This window comes from Agrobacterium sp. GW821-FHT14E08, from assembly GCF_058803865.1.
This window is the reverse complement of the sequence record NZ_JBXAPJ010000002.1, coordinates 1-15,217: the sequence shown is the minus strand read 5'-3', so window position 1 is coordinate 15,217 and position 15,217 is coordinate 1. Positions and strand designations below refer to the sequence as shown.

The 15,217-nt window shown below is 60.8% G+C and carries 16 protein-coding genes; 6 read left to right on the top strand and 10 right to left on the bottom strand.

What is annotated here, in order from left to right:
* Nucleotide 1 precedes the first annotated feature (1 nt).
* From AC1ROR_RS08830 to AC1ROR_RS08810, 5 genes are all read right to left on the bottom strand, one after another.
* Nucleotides 2-568 (bottom strand): type 1 glutamine amidotransferase family protein, encoded by a 567-nt coding sequence (locus AC1ROR_RS08830; RefSeq protein ID WP_498589201.1) that lies wholly within the window; start codon nt 566-568, stop codon nt 2-4.
* A gap of 21 nt (nt 569-589) precedes the next feature.
* Nucleotides 590-1,078: a GNAT family N-acetyltransferase gene (locus tag AC1ROR_RS08825; RefSeq protein ID WP_035218374.1), complete on the bottom strand. Its 489-nt coding sequence runs from the start codon at nt 1,076-1,078 to the stop codon at nt 590-592.
* A gap of 195 nt (nt 1,079-1,273) precedes the next feature.
* On the bottom strand, nt 1,274-2,221 hold the full coding sequence (pip, locus tag AC1ROR_RS08820; protein ID WP_498589200.1) for a prolyl aminopeptidase: 948 nt from the start codon (nt 2,219-2,221) through the stop codon (nt 1,274-1,276).
* Between the two features lie 83 nt (nt 2,222-2,304).
* Nucleotides 2,305-2,718, bottom strand: a complete 414-nt coding sequence (locus AC1ROR_RS08815) for a MerR family transcriptional regulator (RefSeq protein ID WP_035218370.1) — start codon at nt 2,716-2,718, stop codon at nt 2,305-2,307.
* A 113-nt stretch (nt 2,719-2,831) separates the two neighbouring features.
* Complete coding sequence (locus AC1ROR_RS08810) at nt 2,832-3,185, bottom strand: hypothetical protein (protein WP_498589199.1); 354 nt, start codon at nt 3,183-3,185, stop codon at nt 2,832-2,834.
* A gap of 127 nt (nt 3,186-3,312) precedes the next feature.
* Here AC1ROR_RS08810 and dmeR point away from each other — a divergent pair, with 127 nt between their 5' ends.
* On the top strand, nt 3,313-3,585 hold the full coding sequence (gene dmeR, locus AC1ROR_RS08805) for a Ni(II)/Co(II)-sensing transcriptional repressor DmeR (RefSeq protein WP_498589198.1): 273 nt from the start codon (nt 3,313-3,315) through the stop codon (nt 3,583-3,585).
* Nucleotides 3,586-3,648: 63 nt separating this feature from the next.
* A complete protein-coding gene (gene dmeF, locus AC1ROR_RS08800) occupies nt 3,649-4,641 on the top strand; it encodes a CDF family Co(II)/Ni(II) efflux transporter DmeF (protein ID WP_498589197.1) in 993 nt (330 codons plus the stop codon).
* A gap of 162 nt (nt 4,642-4,803) precedes the next feature.
* Here the strand turns inward: dmeF and AC1ROR_RS08795 are convergent, their stop codons facing one another.
* The 5 genes from AC1ROR_RS08795 to AC1ROR_RS08775 form a co-directional block, all read right to left on the bottom strand.
* Nucleotides 4,804-5,076 (bottom strand): hypothetical protein, encoded by a 273-nt coding sequence (locus tag AC1ROR_RS08795; protein ID WP_080833833.1) that lies wholly within the window; start codon nt 5,074-5,076, stop codon nt 4,804-4,806.
* Between the two features lie 375 nt (nt 5,077-5,451).
* The gene (locus tag AC1ROR_RS08790) at nt 5,452-6,564 is read right to left on the bottom strand and encodes a quaternary amine ABC transporter ATP-binding protein (protein WP_080833834.1); all 1,113 of its coding nucleotides are present in this window, start codon (nt 6,562-6,564) and stop codon (nt 5,452-5,454) included.
* On the bottom strand, nt 6,557-7,465 hold the full coding sequence (locus AC1ROR_RS08785) for an ABC transporter permease (RefSeq protein WP_003522273.1): 909 nt from the start codon (nt 7,463-7,465) through the stop codon (nt 6,557-6,559). Before AC1ROR_RS08785 ends, AC1ROR_RS08790 begins: the two co-directional genes overlap by 8 nt.
* A 246-nt stretch (nt 7,466-7,711) precedes the next feature.
* On the bottom strand, nt 7,712-8,722 hold the full coding sequence (locus AC1ROR_RS08780; protein ID WP_080833836.1) for an ABC transporter substrate-binding protein: 1,011 nt from the start codon (nt 8,720-8,722) through the stop codon (nt 7,712-7,714).
* A gap of 496 nt (nt 8,723-9,218) precedes the next feature.
* Nucleotides 9,219-11,318 carry a S9 family peptidase gene (locus AC1ROR_RS08775; protein ID WP_498589196.1) on the bottom strand — a complete coding sequence of 700 codons (2,100 nt, stop codon included), beginning with the start codon at nt 11,316-11,318 and terminating at the stop codon, nt 9,219-9,221.
* Between the two features lie 224 nt (nt 11,319-11,542).
* Here AC1ROR_RS08775 and AC1ROR_RS08770 point away from each other — a divergent pair, with 224 nt between their 5' ends.
* The 4 genes from AC1ROR_RS08770 (at nt 11,543) to AC1ROR_RS08755 (ending at nt 15,081) form a co-directional block, all read left to right on the top strand.
* The gene (locus AC1ROR_RS08770) at nt 11,543-11,944 is read left to right on the top strand and encodes a DUF930 domain-containing protein (protein ID WP_035218353.1); all 402 of its coding nucleotides are present in this window, start codon (nt 11,543-11,545) and stop codon (nt 11,942-11,944) included.
* 105 nt (nt 11,945-12,049) lie between these two features.
* The gene (locus tag AC1ROR_RS08765; protein WP_498589195.1) at nt 12,050-12,958 is read left to right on the top strand and encodes a dihydrodipicolinate synthase family protein; all 909 of its coding nucleotides are present in this window, start codon (nt 12,050-12,052) and stop codon (nt 12,956-12,958) included.
* Nucleotides 12,959-13,019: 61 nt separating this feature from the next.
* Entirely contained in the window at nt 13,020-13,745 is a 726-nt protein-coding gene (locus tag AC1ROR_RS08760; protein WP_142169616.1) for a polysaccharide deacetylase family protein, read from the top strand.
* 256 nt (nt 13,746-14,001) lie between these two features.
* Nucleotides 14,002-15,081 carry a bifunctional transcriptional activator/DNA repair enzyme AdaA gene (locus tag AC1ROR_RS08755; protein WP_498589194.1) on the top strand — a complete coding sequence of 360 codons (1,080 nt, stop codon included), beginning with the start codon at nt 14,002-14,004 and terminating at the stop codon, nt 15,079-15,081.
* Nucleotides 15,082-15,217: the final 136 nt, after the last annotated feature.

Sequence of the window (15,217 nt, the reverse complement as noted above, 5' to 3'; positions counted from 1 at the left end):
CTCAGCGATGCTCTGCCGCAAAAACCTGAAGTTCCGCCTCGGCTTCCGGACCAAAGAGGCCGAGGTGTTTCAGGATTTCCACAGCGAAACTGACCGGCGCGCTGCCGGCGGCGGTGACGATGCCGCCATCGCTGACCGCTTTCGGCTGGTCGCGATAAAGGTTTTCACCGCTATAGGCCGGATAGGCCTTGTGGGATGCCAGCGAATTGCCGGTATGGGCGACATCGTTCAGAACGCCCGTGCCGCCGAGCGCGCTCGCCGCCGCGCAGATGCCGGCCACCAGCCGGTCCCTGTCGCGAAACCGGTGCACCAGCCCGCCAAGATCGACAGCCGTGCCCTTTTCCCAGCTGAGACCACCGGGAACGATGAGAGCATCGATATTCTCAGGATCGAGCGCGTCATAGGACGTGTCAGGCGTCACATTCAGCCCGCCCATGGAGGTTACCGGCCGGCCATCGGGCGTGGCGTAAACGATCTCGACGCCGAGATAGCTGCGTGCTGCGGCAGCAAGCAGCGCCGGTTCCCAGTCCGCAAAATCCTGCGCGAGCGCAATGGCGATCCGTGTCATGGCCGTCTCCGTGGTTTTTAATCAGGCGATGGCCTGCATGTAGCGCATGCCGGTGACCGGGCGGGGCGCGAAATCCATGTTTTCGTAGAAACGATGCGCCGCCACATTGCCGGTCGTGGCGCTGACGGAAAGATAGTCGCAGCCCAGCCGCTTGGCGATATCGCGGGCGCGGGAAACGAGGTGCTGGCCGGTGCCATGGCCACGATGGCCGTCACGCACGAAGAGATGGTGCAGCTCAAGTCCGCGCTGACCTTCCTGCGCCCTGTAGAGCGGCAGAAGCAGGGCGTAGCCGATCAGCGCGCCATCGGCTTCCGCAACCAGCCCATGCACCCAGGGCAGGGGGCCGAACAGGTCGCGTTCCAGTTTCGCCGGCGTGATCGCAGCCGCATCGCCGTGGTAGGAGGCAAGCAGCGTGATCATCTCGTTGAGTTCGGGCAGATCCGTCTTGCGTGCGCCACGAATGATGACGACGGGCGGTCTTTCCAGTGTAAGGGTGCTATCTTCGGTCATTTCTTTGGTCCTTTGGTCTTATCGGTGCCGTCAGGACGCTTGAGAAACAACAAAGCCGCCTGACGGCGGCTTGTTGACAATATGATCTGTCGAGCCGCCCTTAAAGGTAGGCCCAAAAGTACGAGCAGGAGATGGGTGCGCGTTCGTTGATCATGGGACATGCAATGCGCCCGAATCCGTAATCTGTCAAGCGGGTCAATTCGCAAATCGCGCGATTGCCGAAACAATGGCTTCTTCCATCCCCGCATCCGCCGTGGAATGTCCGGCGCCGTCGATCATGATTAGTTCGCTTCCCGGCCACGCCGCGGCAAGCTCGTAAACCGTGACCGGTGGTCCCTGCAGATCCCGCATGCCCTGAATGAGGACGCCCGGAATGCCTGCCAGCCCGCCGGCGTTGCGGAGAAGCACGCCGTCTTCCAGCCACGCCGCATGGTGGAAATAATGCGCGCACAGACGCGCCCGCGCGAGCCTGTAGTTTTCATCGTGCCATTTTTCGGGAAAAGCCGAGACGGTCTCTGCGGTAATCGAACCCGCCTCCCATAGATGCCATTCATAGGCCGCCCCGGCGCGGATGGCGGGATCCGCATCCTTCAAAAGCCGGTAATAGGCCGCGACAGGATCGTCCTTCGACATATGATCCGGGATCGCGGCGATAAAACGCTGCCATTGCCCGGGCAGAAACATCGCCAGCCCCTGATAAAGCCAGTCGATTTCCTTCTGCCGCGTCGTCGTGACACCCGCCAGAACCATGGCGCGGACTTGGCGGGGATGGCGCTGGGCATAGGCGAGGGCGAGCGTCGAGCCCCATGAGGTGCCGAACACCAGCCAGTCATCGACGCCAAGCGCCACACGAATGGCCTCCATGTCGCCGATCAGGTGCTGCGTGGTGTTGTGCTCAAGGCTGACGGCCGCATTCGGCGTGCTCTGCCCGCATCCGCGCTGGTCGAACTGAATGATGCGGTAACGCTCAGGATCGAAATAGCGCCGCGCCTTTGACGATATCCCGGAGCCGGGGCCGCCGTGAAGCAGGATCGCCGGCTGTCCCGCCGGATTGCCCGCAATCGTCACATGCAGCCTGTGGCCGTCGGAAACATCGATGAAAATAGTGTCGAAGGGGGCGATTTCGGAAAAGGTCTCTGGCATCCGGCATCTCTTTTGAAGCGATGGCAGGCGCATATATCGCCCGGATGACAGCGGAATGTCAGTGCCGCCGTCTTCTCCGCGTCTCAGTGTTCGCCTTCGCACATTCCGTGGTCGGAAAGCGCGCGGATGACATAACAATCCTCGATCGAATGGCCGTGGCAATGGGAGACGATGCGCTCCAGTTCATGTTCCAGCTTCTTCAGGCTGGCGATTTTTTCACGCACATGGGCGAGGTGTTCGGCAGCGATACGGTCCGCCCCCTCGCACGGCATCTGCCGGTGCTGGCTAAGCGCAATCAATTCGCGAATGGCGTCGATATTCAGACCGATATCGCGGGCATGGCGGATGAAGGCCAGCCTTTCGAGATCGGTTTTTTCGTAGCGGCGCTGGTTGCCTTCCGAACGGTCCGCCTCACGGATGAGACCCATCTGCTCGTAATAACGGATCGTCGGCACCTTGACGCCGGTACGTTTGGACAATTCACCGATGGACAGCATCGCTTTCTCCATATCTCCGGCGCAGCGGGAAGAGAGCGGGTTGTTTTCGCCGCTCAGGGTCCGATGCTCTAGTCTCTAGAGATATTACGTTTCAGCCCGCTGTTCAATGGGTGTCAGGCGGCCTCGTCCACGCCGAGCGCCTGTGCCAGGGCCTTCAGAACTTCCGTCTCAAGGCTGGAGGCGGCTTCAGGCTGCGCAGCGGCGGCCATTTCCGGCGCGGATGCGCCTGTCGCGGAGACGCCGCTGTCGAGGTTCCACAAAGCGGCGGCAAGACCGGCGGAAACGCTGGCGGCGGCCGGTGAAACTGCCGTAGCGACGCTTTCCGCGCTGGAGATGGCGCGATGCGCGGCCCGGGTCAGCTCCAGCAGGGCCTCGGTGGTGGAATGGGTTTCCTTGTTTTTCGCCGGTTCAAGGGTCCGGACCGGCGTTGCGTAATAGCTGCTGGTGGTTGCTGCGATAGTCGTCATGACTGAGTCCCCAAGTTCTGATGGTGTATTTTTAGGGGCCGAAACATTCGCGAGGATTGCGTCATGCGAGACTTGAACGAAAAAACATCTCAATATAGTATACCCCCCTATAGTATATGAGGTGCCTATGTCCCATACGATCCGCAACAAGGAGAAGCTTCTCGCCCGCATCCGTCGCCTGAAAGGGCAGATGGAGGCGGTGGAGCGCGCGCTGGACGACGCCAAGCCCTGCGGCGAGGTGCTGCAATTGCTGGCTTCGGTGCGCGGCGCGCTTTCCGGCCTCACCGGGGAGGTGATGCAGGAACATCTGCACGAACATGTGGTGCACGCCGAAAGTGAAGAAGAACGGGCGCGGGCGGCGGAGGAGCTGGCCCAGGTACTGAAGACCTACATCCGCTAGAGCATCGGCGGAAAGACCAGATGCTTAGACAAGACGCTCTGAAAATCGAACAGGATTAGCGACATGACGACGACATCCGAATTCTCCCATGCGGCCGGCCATGAGCATGTTTTCCTCGGCCAGAACCATGAGCGTAACGAGAGGCGTGTGTGGATGGTGATTGCGCTCACCACCGTCATGATGGTGGCCGAGATCGTCGCCGGCCACTGGTTCGGCTCCATGGCCCTGACGGCGGATGGCTGGCACATGTCCACCCATGCGGGTGCAATGCTGATTTCGGCGCTGGCCTATCTCTATGCCCGCCGTGAGGCGCGCAATCCGCGTTTCACCTTCGGCACCGGCAAGTTCGGCGATCTGGCGGGGTTCGCCAGCGCCATCGTGCTGGCGGTGGTGGCGTTGCTCATCGCCGTTGAAAGCGCGATGCGCCTCGTCAATCCGGTCGAAATCGACTTCAACCAGGCGATCCTCGTTGCCGTCATCGGCCTTGCCGTCAACCTTGTCAGCGCCGTGCTCTTGAAAGACGACCATCATCATGATCACGGCCACGGTCATGGTCACACCCATGGCTCGCACGCCCATCACGATCACGGTTCGCACGCGCATCACGGTGAGCATGATGCAAAGGGCGGCAGGGACAACAATCTGCGCGCCGCCTATCTGCATGTGCTGGCCGATGCGCTGACCTCGGTTCTTGCCATCGTCGCGCTGCTGCTCGGCAAATGGAACGGCTGGTCTTTCCTCGATCCGGCAATGGGCATCGTCGGCGGTCTGGTCATCGCACGCTGGTCATGGGGGCTGGTCCGCTCCACGGCGACGACGCTGCTCGACGCCGTACCCCAGACGGAAGATCTGCCGCAGGAAATACGCGAAAGCGTGGAAACGGAAGAGGATCGCATCACCGACCTGCATGTCTGGCAGGTGGGGCCGGGGCATCACGCCGCCATCGTGGCAATCCAGTCGCAGGTGCCGAAAGCGCCGGCTTTCTACAAGCAGAAACTTGCAGCCATACATGAACTCTCGCATGTGACGGTCGAGGTCAGTCCGGCAAGGGCCTGATGGGAATCGACTATTTCAGTTTGTTGATCAAGGCGCTTGAATCTCTCCGCGTCATCCTCGGGCTTGACCAGAGGATCCATACCCGCTTGAAGCCTTGGATCCTCGGGTCAAGCCCGAGGATGACGGAGGTAGCGGTAGAGGCAGAGGCTTTGTTCTAAAAGCCTATTCGGTATATTCCGAATAGGCGCTGCGCACCCACTCGGCCTGCGCTTCCACTTCGATCTCGGCAGAGGCCGCAGCAGGCGCGCTGCCATTGCCGACGGCCCACAACACATTGGCCAGCGAATGGGAAAGAATGGTGCTGGAAACGGTCGGGTTGCCGGGGCCACGCTTCACGGCCTGCTCTTCGGGCGCGCTCTGCGCGCTGCCGGCTTTTTCGATGTCGCGGATACGTCCCTGATAGTTGTATCCGCCGATATTGCTTTCGATCTGCATGTCGGTGATTCCGCGTTCAAAAGTTAACGAATGGTTAACGACGGCGACTTGTCCGAAACTTGCGCTTGCTGCGCTGCAACGACGTTCCCGGCTTGACAGCCGGCAAAGGGGTGCTTCGTTTTTGCCTAATGAAGACGGGGCAGGAGGAGATTGCCAGCTTTGTCCCTCGCGGCATTGCAGTCCGGTTTAAATTTCTGGCGCCGTGAACACCTCACTCCCGTCATTCCGGCCTTGAGCCGGAATCCAGCCGACTCGCGTCTGCGCGGCGAGAGAGTCCTTTCAGCCCAAGGACTTGGGCTGGCTGGATACCGGCTCAAGGCCGGTATGACGGAACGAGGAAATCTCGCGGACGCGGCCAATCCGTCCGGTGCCGGATTACGCCGTTTCCTTCTCCACCGGCACAACCGTTTCCTGGAGCTTCTCCGGCTCCTCTGCCGCTTCCGCCTTCACCTCAACCTCAACCTCCTGCGGCGCGGGCGTCACCATGGCCGCCACCAGCGTGTCCAGCCCGATGCTGCCGACGGGCTTTCCGTCCTCGTCCACCACATGCGCGGTCGTCTCGTTGGCTTCCGACATGTCGCGGGCAATGGTTTCCAGCGTCGCGTTTTCCGGCACGGACATGCCCTCGGGGCGGCTTTCAAGCGGCTCCATCACCGTGGTCGCCTGCAGCACGCGGCCGCGATTGACGTCGCGCACGAAGTCGGTGACGTAACCATCGGCCGGGGAGAGAATGATGCTCTGGCCGTCGCCCTGCTGCACCACTTCGCCGTCCTTCAGAATGGCGATATGGTCGCCGAGCCTGAGCGCCTCGTCCAGATCGTGGGTGATGAACACCACGGTCTTTTTCAGTTCCTGCTGCAGATCGAGCAGCATGGTCTGCATGTCGACGCGGATCAGCGGATCGAGCGCCGAATAGGCCTCGTCCATCAGGAGGATATCAGCGTCATTGGCAAGTGCACGGGCAAGGCCGACACGCTGCTGCATGCCGCCGGAAAGCTGGTTCGGATAATAATCCTCGTAACCGGCAAGGCCGACACGCTCCAGCCAGTAGCGGCCCTTTTCCTCGCTTCTGCCGCGCGGTACGCCCTGGATGTCGAGCCCGTAGACGCTGTTTTCCAGCACGGTGCGGTGCGGCAGAAGGCCGAATTTCTGGAACACCATCGCCGTCTTGTGGCGGCGGAACTGCCGGAGCGCCGAAGCGCTCATGCCGCAGATATCCTCGCCGTCATAGAGAACCTCGCCCGCCGTCGGGTCGATCAGCCGGTTGATGTGGCGGATCAGCGTCGACTTGCCGGAGCCGGAAAGGCCCATGACGACGGTGATCTTGCCGCCCGGCATGGTGATGTTGATGTTGTTGAGGCCAAGCACGTGGTTGTGTTTGTCGTTCAGCTCCACCTTGTCCATGCCGGATCGCACCGCTTCGAGGTACTTCTCGGGATGCTTGCCGAAGATCTTGTAGAGGTTGCGGATTTCGATGCTTTTAGCCATGGGAGACCTCGCGGTATTTCTGCAGGCGCTTGCCAAAAGCCTGGCTCGCCCGGTCGAACATGATGGCGATGGCGACCAGAGCGAAACCGTTCAGGAAGCCCACCGTGAAGAACTGGTTATTGATGGCCTGCAGCACGTTCTTGCCGAGCCCGCCGACACCGACCATGGAGGCGACGACGACCATGGCGAGCGCCATCATGATGGTCTGGTTGATGCCGGTCATGATGGTGGGCAGCGCCAGCGGCAGCTGCACATTGAACAGCTTCTGGCCGTTGGAGGAACCGAAGGCGTCTGCCGCTTCCAGCACCTCCCGGTCCACCAGGCGAATGCCAAGGCTGGTGAGGCGAATGACCGGCGGAATGGCATAGATCACCACTGCGATCAGGCCCGGTACCTTGCCGATGCCGAAAATCACCACCACGGGGATGAGATAAACGAAGCTGGGCAGGGTCTGCATCACGTCGAGCACGGGATTGATGAGGCGTTGCAGGCGTTCCGAACGACCCATCAGGATGCCGAGCGGCAGGCCGATGACGATGGCGATCAGGGTGGCGATGGCGACGATGGACAGCGTCGTCATGGCGTCGCGCCAGAGACCGACCGCACCGATCATCAGCAGGGCGAGCGCCGTGCCGCCGGTAATCCTGAAGCTGCGACCGGCCAGATGCACGATGGCGAGAATGATGAGGAGCGTGATGATCCACGGTGTCTGGATGAACAGCCGCTCCGAGGAATTGAGGAAGAGCTGCAGCGGATGCACGATCACATCGATCGCATCGCCATAGTTGCGCACGATGTCGCGAAAACCATCATCGATGGTCTTGCGTGCCACACGCATCGTGGAATTGTCGATGGCCGGGAACTTGCAGAGCATGTCCGGCAGGTAATTGCAGAGGGCCATTATTGTTGTTTTCCCTTTGGGTTATTGGGTGGTGAGCGGTGGAAGCTGGAGCGCGGGGCACCCCCCTCTGTCCTGCCGGACATCTCCCCCACAAGGGGGGAGATCGATCCGAGGCAAAGTCTCGCCCATCAAACACGTTGCGGATTTGTGAGAAGGGTGCGCCAAGCCGATCTCCCTCCTTGTGGGGGAGATGCCCGGCAGGGCAGAGGGGGGTAAGCGGCTTGCGCCGACTCCCCCATCAACCAATCACATCGAAGCCTTGATCTTCTCCGCCACCTCGGCCGGAACCCACTTCGTCCAGATGTCCTCATGGTTCTCGAGGAAATACTCCGCGCCGTCCTCGTTGGTGCCCTGGTTCTCATCCATCCAGGCGAGGATTTCGGCGACCGTCTTGTTGTCCCAGTTGCGGGCCTTGATGTAGTCCAGCGTCACGCCGGCCTTGCCTTCGAAATCCTTGGTGATGACGGTAAAGACATCGGCCACCGGATAGGCGTTGACCTTGGCATCGGCGCAATCGACCTTGGCGGTGCATTCGTCATAATGGGCGCGATCGAGTTCGACGCCGTCATCCAGCTTCACCATCTCATATTTGCCGAGAATGGCGGTGGGCGACCAGTAATAGCCGAGCCAGCCCTGCTTCTTTTCAAACGCATTGGCGATGGAGCCGTCGAGGCCGGCGGCCGAGCCGGTGTCGACCAGGGTGAAGCCCTTTTTGTCGCCCTCGCGCGCCTTGTAGAGATTGGCGGTGGTCACCTGGCAGTTCCAGCCGGACGGGCAATTATGCACGGCGCCCTTGCTGGCGTCTTCCGGGGCAGGGAAAAGTTCGGGATGTTTCAGCGCATCCTCGACGGTCTTGATATCAGGGTGCGCGTCGGCGATGAATTTCGGGATCCACCAGCCTTCGACGCCGCCATCGGTGAGGATTTTAGACGCCTCGATCATGCGGCCTTCCTTGACGGCAGCATCGAGCGGCTCGCGCACGGCGTTCACCCACAATTCGGGCGCCATGTCCGGCTGGCCCTTTTCGTTCATGGAGGCGAAGGTCGGCATGGTATCGCCGCTGACGACATTGACCGTGCAGTCATAGCCGTTTTCCATGATGAACTTGTCGACGTAAGCCGCGACACCGGCGGATGCCCAGTTCATTTCGGCGATGGAGATGCTGCCGCACTCTTCGGCGGCATTGGCGGAATTTGCTGCACCGGCAGCGATGATAAAGCCCGTTACGAGAATGGTCGAGGCGAGGAGTTTCTTCATGTGTAAGACCCCCAAGTCTGATGCAGTGTTTTCAATTGGCAAAGCGGGAGCACTGCAAAGCCCGGATTGCCAAGGGCGAACTGACATGGCGCGTGGAAAAGCCGAAAAATGACGGCAAGAAGAATATCCGCAGAACACGCTGCGGCATTGCCGCAGGATATGCGGCGAAAAGGCGCATGAATATGTCAACGACCGGCATAATACGGCCAAAAAGTGATATTGCAACGCGAAATGGCGCATCGCAGCCATGCGTTCGATTCCCGGAACATTTTTCCGTCTGGCGTAATACTGAAAATATATTTGTAATTTACTGAGGTGTATTTTGAATTTCAGTAGTTTGAAATAAAAATCCGTTATGTCGTTAAGTGGTATTTAAAGAAAAAATACCGGCGCGATTTTGTGGAAAAAATATTCAGAAACGGGTTTTCGAAGGGTATTTTTATACTGTTTTTGGTTCGGGCGACGGCTCTCCGCCGCCCGTTCCGCCATCAGCGGGTCACGCCGCGTCCTTGCCGGCCACCTTCAGCGCAAAGGCATATTCGAAGGCGATTTCTTCCAGCCGCTGGAAACGGCCCGACTTGCCGCCATGGCCGGCCGCCATGTTGGTTTTCAGCAGGATGGGGGCTTCTCCCGTGGTCTTCTCACGCAGCTTCGCCACCCATTTGGTCGGCTCCCAATAGGTCACGCGCGGATCGGTGAGGCCGGAAAGCGCAAGGATAGGCGGGTAAGGCTTCGTACCCACATTGTCATAGGGGCTGTAGGCGGCAATCCAGCCATATTCCTCTGCCGATTCCAGCGGATTGCCCCATTCCGGCCATTCCGGCGGGGTGAGCGGCAAAGTGTCATCAAGCATGGTGGTCAGCACATCCACGAAAGGAACGGCGGCGATGATGCCGGCGAATTTTTCCGGCGCCATATTGGCGACAGCACCCATCAGCATGCCGCCGGCCGAGCCGCCTTCTGCGATGATGCCCCCATAGGAGGTGAAACCCTCCTGAACCAGATGGTCGGCAGCGGCGATGAAATCCTTGAAGGTGTTCTGCTTGGCTTCCATCTTGCCGGTTTCGTACCATTCGAAACCCTTGTCCTTGCCGCCACGAATATGGGCGATGGCATAGATGAAACCACGGTCGGCGAGCGACAGCGTGGTGGTGGAGAAGGAGGCGGGAATGGTGATGCCGTAAGCGCCATAGCCGTAGAGCAGGCAGGGGGCGGAACCGTCAAGCGCCACATCCTTGCGATAGAGCAGGGAGACCGGCACCAGCTCGCCATCATGGGCAGGCGCCATGATGCGGCGGGTGATGTAATCGTCCGGATTGTGGCCGGAGGGCACTTCCTGCGTTTTCAGCAGCGTGCGCTCGCGCGTCACCATGTCGTAATCGAACAGCTGGCTCGGCGTCGTCATCGAGGAATAGGAGAAGCGGATGACATCGGTGTCATATTCCGCCGCGCCATGCAGGCCAAGCGAATAGGCTTCCTCGGCAAAGGCGATCGAATGTTCCTCGCCCGTGCGACGATCGCGGATGACGATGCGCGGCAGGCCATCGCGGCGCTCAAGCCAGATCAGGTGACGGGCATAGGCATCGACGGAGAGAATAAGGCGGCCCGGCTCATGCGGGACGATCTCTTTCCAGTTCTCTTTGCCCGGTGCCGTGACCGGCGCTTCCACAATGCGGAAATCCTTGGCATCGCCGTCATTGGTGAGGATGAAGAAGACATCGCCACCTTCGCACATCGAATATTCGATGCCCTCTTCGCGCTCCGCCACGATAGCAGGCTCGGCTGTCAGGTCTTTGGTGGAGAGAATGCGATATTCGCTGGTCTCATGGTCGTGAATGTCGATGAAGATGAAATCGTCGAGAACCGACGCGCCGACGCCCATGAAGAAACCGGGATCCTTTTCCTCATAAACCAGCCGGTCGGCCGATTGCGGCTCGCCGATGATATGGTGGAAGACCTTGGAGGGGCGGTGGTTCTCATCCTGCAGCGTGTAGAAGAAGCTCTTGCCATCGGGCGCCCATGCGCCGCCACCGCCGGTGTTTTCCACGACATCGGCAAGGTCTTCGCCGGTTTCGAGGTTGCGGATGCGCAGGGTGAAATATTCCGACCCCTTGTCGTCATAACCCCAGATGCCGTGACTGTGATCGGAGGACTGGTCGAGACCGGCAAGCCGGAAATAATCCTTGCCCTCGGCCTCCTTGTCGCCATCAAGCAGCACATGTTTTTCACCGCCGCCGCGCGGGGTGCGGAAATAATGCGGCTGCTCGCCGCCGGTCACGAACAATGTCCCGTAAGCATAAGGCCCGTCATTGACCGGCACGGAGGAATCGTCCTGCTTGATGCGGCCCTTCATTTCCGTAAACAGCTTTTCCTGAAGCGCCCTGGTGTCCCCCATGGCCGCTTCCATATAGGCGTTTTCTGCTTCCAGATGGGCGCGGATCGACGGGTCGAGCAGGGTAGGGTCCTTGAACATGGCCTGCCAGTTATCGGCCCGGAACCATGCGTAATCGTCGGTGCGGGTAATGCCGTGATGCGTATCCTGAACGGGCCGTTTTTCGGCGGTCGGGGCGGCGGGCAGGTTCTTGAAAATCGGCAAGGGAAACTCGCTTTCGTATGAAGAATTCTTGGGCGGCACCAAGATGTAGAGCGGGCCTTGCGGCCGATCAAGTTTCAAATCTCCACAGGCGGAATGCGGCTTGGGCACAATTTCGTCAGCTTTCGATCACATTTTGGCAATATCCGGCAAATCAGCGATGATGGATGCAGGCCGCCCGGCCTGCCGCCCACCACAAGAACAAACGAAAAAACTGACAGGATCCCATGCGAAAGCTTTTTCCCGCTGCCCTTTCTGCCTTTTTCCTTGGCTTGCAGACCTTCACGCCTGCTTTCGCGATTGATGCCAGCGTCATGCGGCAGTTGAACGCGCTTGCCCCCGAGGAGCGGCTGGAACAGCGCTGCGATATCGAGGCGATGGAAAGGATAGCGACCGAGCAGAAGGGCATGCGGCCGGACAAGGTCATCGCTTATACTTTCGGTGATCCGGAAGTTGGCAAGAACTCCATCAAGGCGCCGGGCGCGGTCTTCAGAAGTTCGGGCGAATGGTACAAGCTCAAATACAAGTGCCAGCTGAAGAGCGACAGCCTCAGCATCCAGTCCTTCGATTACCGCGTCGGCGATAAAATTCCCGAGGAGCAGTGGAAGAAGTTGTATCTTTATGACTAACCAAGGATTTTTTCGGTTGCCGGCAGGCGTTTAGCCTCCGCTTTTCTTGCCGCTCCGCCACCGGCTCTGTAACCCTGCTTGCCGATCAAAGCGAGGGAGACGGGCATGGCGACACGATTCAAGGGACTTTCGGCTTTTCCGATCACGCCGGCCGACGAGGCCGGGCAGGTCGACACACAGGCCTTTTCCGCCCTCATCGAGCGGCTTGATGCTGCCGAGGTGGATTCCGTCGGCATTCTCGGCAGCACTGGCATCTATATGTATCTGTCGCGCGGGGAGAGACGCCGGGCCATCGAGGCGGCCGCGTCGGTCCTCAAGGGCAAGCGCACACTCATGGCCGGCGTCGGCGCCCTGCGCACCGATGACGCCGTGGCCTTGGCAAAAGATGCCGAAGCTGCCGGTGCGGATGCATTGCTGCTCGCGCCCGTCTCCTACACGCCGCTGACGCAGGAAGAGGCCTATCACCATTTCGCCGCCGTGGCCGGCGCAACGGGCCTGCCGCTCGCCATCTACAACAATCCCACCACGACCCGCTTTGCCTTCAGCGACGAGCTTCTGGTGCGGCTTGCCTATATCCCCAATATCCGCGCCATCAAGATGCCGTTGCCGGCCGATTCCGATTATGTCGGCGAGCTTGCGCGGCTGAGGCCGAAGCTGGGGCAAGATTTCGCCATCGGTTATAGCGGCGACTGGGGCTGCGCCGACGCCACGCTTGCCGGCGGCGACACCTGGTACAGCGTGGTCGCCGGCCTGCTGCCGGTTCCGGCCCTGCGGCTGATGCGGGCGGCTCAGGCCGGCAATGCGGAAGAGGCGAAGAGGATCGATGCGGCCTTCCAGCCGCTCTGGGCGCTGTTCAAGGAATTCGGCAGCATCCGCGTGGTTTATGCCGCCGCCAACATCCTGTCGCTGACAGTCAGCGAACCGCCCCGGCCGATCCTGCCGCTCACCAGCGCCGAACGCCAGCGGGTGGAAGAGGCGCTGGAAGCGCTGTCCGGGCTGGAAACCGCGCCTTAATTCGGGCGTTTTGCGGGCGGATTGCCACGGAATGATACTGCATTCACTGCGGAAAATGAAAATGATACGTCGCTTCCTCCTTGCTGCCCTGTTCGCTTCAGCCGCGTCCGCCGCCTTAGCGGGGACCGGCCTTGTCGAACCGACGCTGAAAATGTCGCCGCAGCATGACGGCAAGGTGCGGGTGGCGATGACGCTCGATGCCTGCATGGGCAAGACCGACCACCGCATTCTTGATACGCTGGTGAAGGAGCGCATTCCGGCAACGATCTTCGTCACCGCCCGCTGGCTGAAACACAATAGCGAGGCGCTGGCCACGCTCATGGCGCATCCGGATCTGTTCGAGATCGAAAACCATGGCGAAAACCATGTGCCGGCGGTGGATAAGCCGGTTTCCATCTACGGCATCGCCGCGGCCGGTTCGGAAGCGGCGGTCGAGCAGGAAGTGGAGGGCGGCCGTCAGGCCATCGTCGCCGCCACCGGCCTCCAGCCGCAATGGTTCCGTGGTGCCACGGCCAAATATACCAGGTCCTCCATGACCACCATCAACCGGCTGGGCATGCGGGTCGCCGGTTATTCCGTCAATGGCGATGGCGGCTCGCTGCTGGGGGCGGCCATGACGGCGAAACACATCGCTGCCGCCAGGGATGGTGATGTCATTATCTCTCACATCAACCAGCCCACCCATGAAGCGGGCGAGGGCGTGGTGAAAGGCCTTCTGGCGCTGAAGGCGCGCGGCGTGATTTTCACAAGGCTGGACGATCCGTCCTTCGCACCGCCGGGGAATTGATCCGCAAGGTCGCCGCCCTTTCTTCTCCCCGCCGGGGAGAAGATGCCCGAAGGGTAGACGAGGGGGCAAGCTCCCCGCATCTTTCCACCGTCGCCCCCTCATCCGGCGCTGCGCGCCACCTTCTCCCCGGCGGGGAGAAGAAATATGCCGCACCGGCTTGGCCGCGAAACGGCGCGGACACGAGCCGACAACATCCCTCACATCCATGCCCGTTTTTCGGCGGCGTGCCGCTTAAATTTGCGCTAGCATCCTCCCCATGATGCTGTTCAAACGCCCCGACACCGAAACACTCTATTCTGCCCTTGTGAACAAGGACCCCGCCTATGAGGGCGTGGCCTATGTGTGTGTGACATCGACCAAGATCTTCTGCCGTTTCACCTGCACGGCGCGAAAGCCGAAGATCGAAAACTGCCGGTTCCGCGAAACCATCGCCGAATGTCTGGAAGCCGGTTTCCGCCCCTGCAAGCGCTGCAAGCCGATGCTCGCCTATGGTTCCGCCGATGAGACCGTGACGTCGCTGCTGACGGCGCTGGAAAACGAACCGGCGCGGCGCTGGCGCGAGGAGGATGTGGTGGCGATGGGCCATGATCCGTCCACCGTGCGCCGCACCTTCAAGCGTCGTTTCGGAATGAGCTTTCTGGAAATCGCCAGATTGCGGCGGGTGGGCGGCGCTGCGGAAAGCATCGCTTCCGGCGAAGCGGTGATCGGTGCGCAGATCGATGCCGGTTACGAATCCGGCAGCGGTTTCCGCTCTGCCATCAACCAGTTCTTCGGCTCTTCCCCCGCCGCCATGAAAGGCAAGGGGTTTTTGAAGGGTGACTGGATCGATACGCCGATCGGCCCGATGCTCGCCGTCGCCGACGATCACGCCCTGCATCTCCTCGAATTCGCCGACCGGCCGGCGCTTCCCGCCGAGCTGAAACGGCTGAAGACGCGCACCGGCGCGGATATGGTGCTCGGCCGGACGGCCGTGACCGGCCAGATCGAAGCGGAACTCAAGGCTTACTTCACCGGGCATTCGGCCGCCTTTGAAACCCGACTTGCCGGCCACGGCACACCCTTCGAGCGCGATGTCTGGCGCAGCCTGCGGGAAATCCCGGTGGGTGAGATCGTCAGCTATTCCTCGCTCGCAACCGCCATGGACAGGTCGTCCGCCGTGCGTGCGGTCGCGCGTGCCAATGGCGCCAACCAGATCGCCATCGTCGTGCCGTGCCACCGTGTGCTGGGCGCGGATGGCAGCCTGACCGGTTATGGCGGCGGGCTGTGGCGCAAGAAATGGCTGATTGAGCACGAGCGCCGCATGGCGAACCGCCAAGGCATGCCGCTCGCTTCCTGAACGGCTGGCTGCTGGTTTTCAGGAGGTTGTTCATTGATAGTGGAGCGAGGCGCGTGGGGTTTACCCCCCTCTGCCCTGCCGGGCATCTCCCCCTCAAGGGGGGAGATCGGCAGGAGGCCCTACCACCGCTCCATTC

Excerpts from the sequence above, each read along its gene's own strand:
- AC1ROR_RS08785 (WP_003522273.1), bottom strand. The coding sequence starts at position 7,465 with ATGGCCCTCTGCAATTACCTGCCGGACATGCTCTGCAAGTTCCCGGCC.
- AC1ROR_RS08825 (WP_035218374.1), bottom strand. The coding sequence starts at position 1,078 with ATGACCGAAGATAGCACCCTTACACTGGAAAGACCGCCCGTCGTCATC.
- AC1ROR_RS08795 (WP_080833833.1), bottom strand. The coding sequence starts at position 5,076 with ATGCAGATCGAAAGCAATATCGGCGGATACAACTATCAGGGACGTATC.
- AC1ROR_RS08815 (WP_035218370.1), bottom strand. The coding sequence starts at position 2,718 with ATGCTGTCCATCGGTGAATTGTCCAAACGTACCGGCGTCAAGGTGCCG.
- AC1ROR_RS08780 (WP_080833836.1), bottom strand. The coding sequence starts at position 8,722 with ATGAAGAAACTCCTCGCCTCGACCATTCTCGTAACGGGCTTTATCATC.
- pip (WP_498589200.1), bottom strand. The coding sequence starts at position 2,221 with ATGCCAGAGACCTTTTCCGAAATCGCCCCCTTCGACACTATTTTCATC.
- dmeR (WP_498589198.1), top strand. The coding sequence starts at position 3,313 with ATGTCCCATACGATCCGCAACAAGGAGAAGCTTCTCGCCCGCATCCGT.
- AC1ROR_RS08830 (WP_498589201.1), bottom strand. The coding sequence starts at position 568 with ATGACACGGATCGCCATTGCGCTCGCGCAGGATTTTGCGGACTGGGAA.
- dmeF (WP_498589197.1), top strand. The coding sequence starts at position 3,649 with ATGACGACGACATCCGAATTCTCCCATGCGGCCGGCCATGAGCATGTT.
- AC1ROR_RS08755 (WP_498589194.1), top strand. The coding sequence starts at position 14,002 with ATGATGCTGTTCAAACGCCCCGACACCGAAACACTCTATTCTGCCCTT.
- AC1ROR_RS08810 (WP_498589199.1), bottom strand. The coding sequence starts at position 3,185 with ATGACGACTATCGCAGCAACCACCAGCAGCTATTACGCAACGCCGGTC.
- AC1ROR_RS08790 (WP_080833834.1), bottom strand. The coding sequence starts at position 6,564 with ATGGCTAAAAGCATCGAAATCCGCAACCTCTACAAGATCTTCGGCAAG.
- AC1ROR_RS08765 (WP_498589195.1), top strand. The coding sequence starts at position 12,050 with ATGGCGACACGATTCAAGGGACTTTCGGCTTTTCCGATCACGCCGGCC.
- AC1ROR_RS08770 (WP_035218353.1), top strand. The coding sequence starts at position 11,543 with ATGCGAAAGCTTTTTCCCGCTGCCCTTTCTGCCTTTTTCCTTGGCTTG.
- AC1ROR_RS08760 (WP_142169616.1), top strand. The coding sequence starts at position 13,020 with ATGATACGTCGCTTCCTCCTTGCTGCCCTGTTCGCTTCAGCCGCGTCC.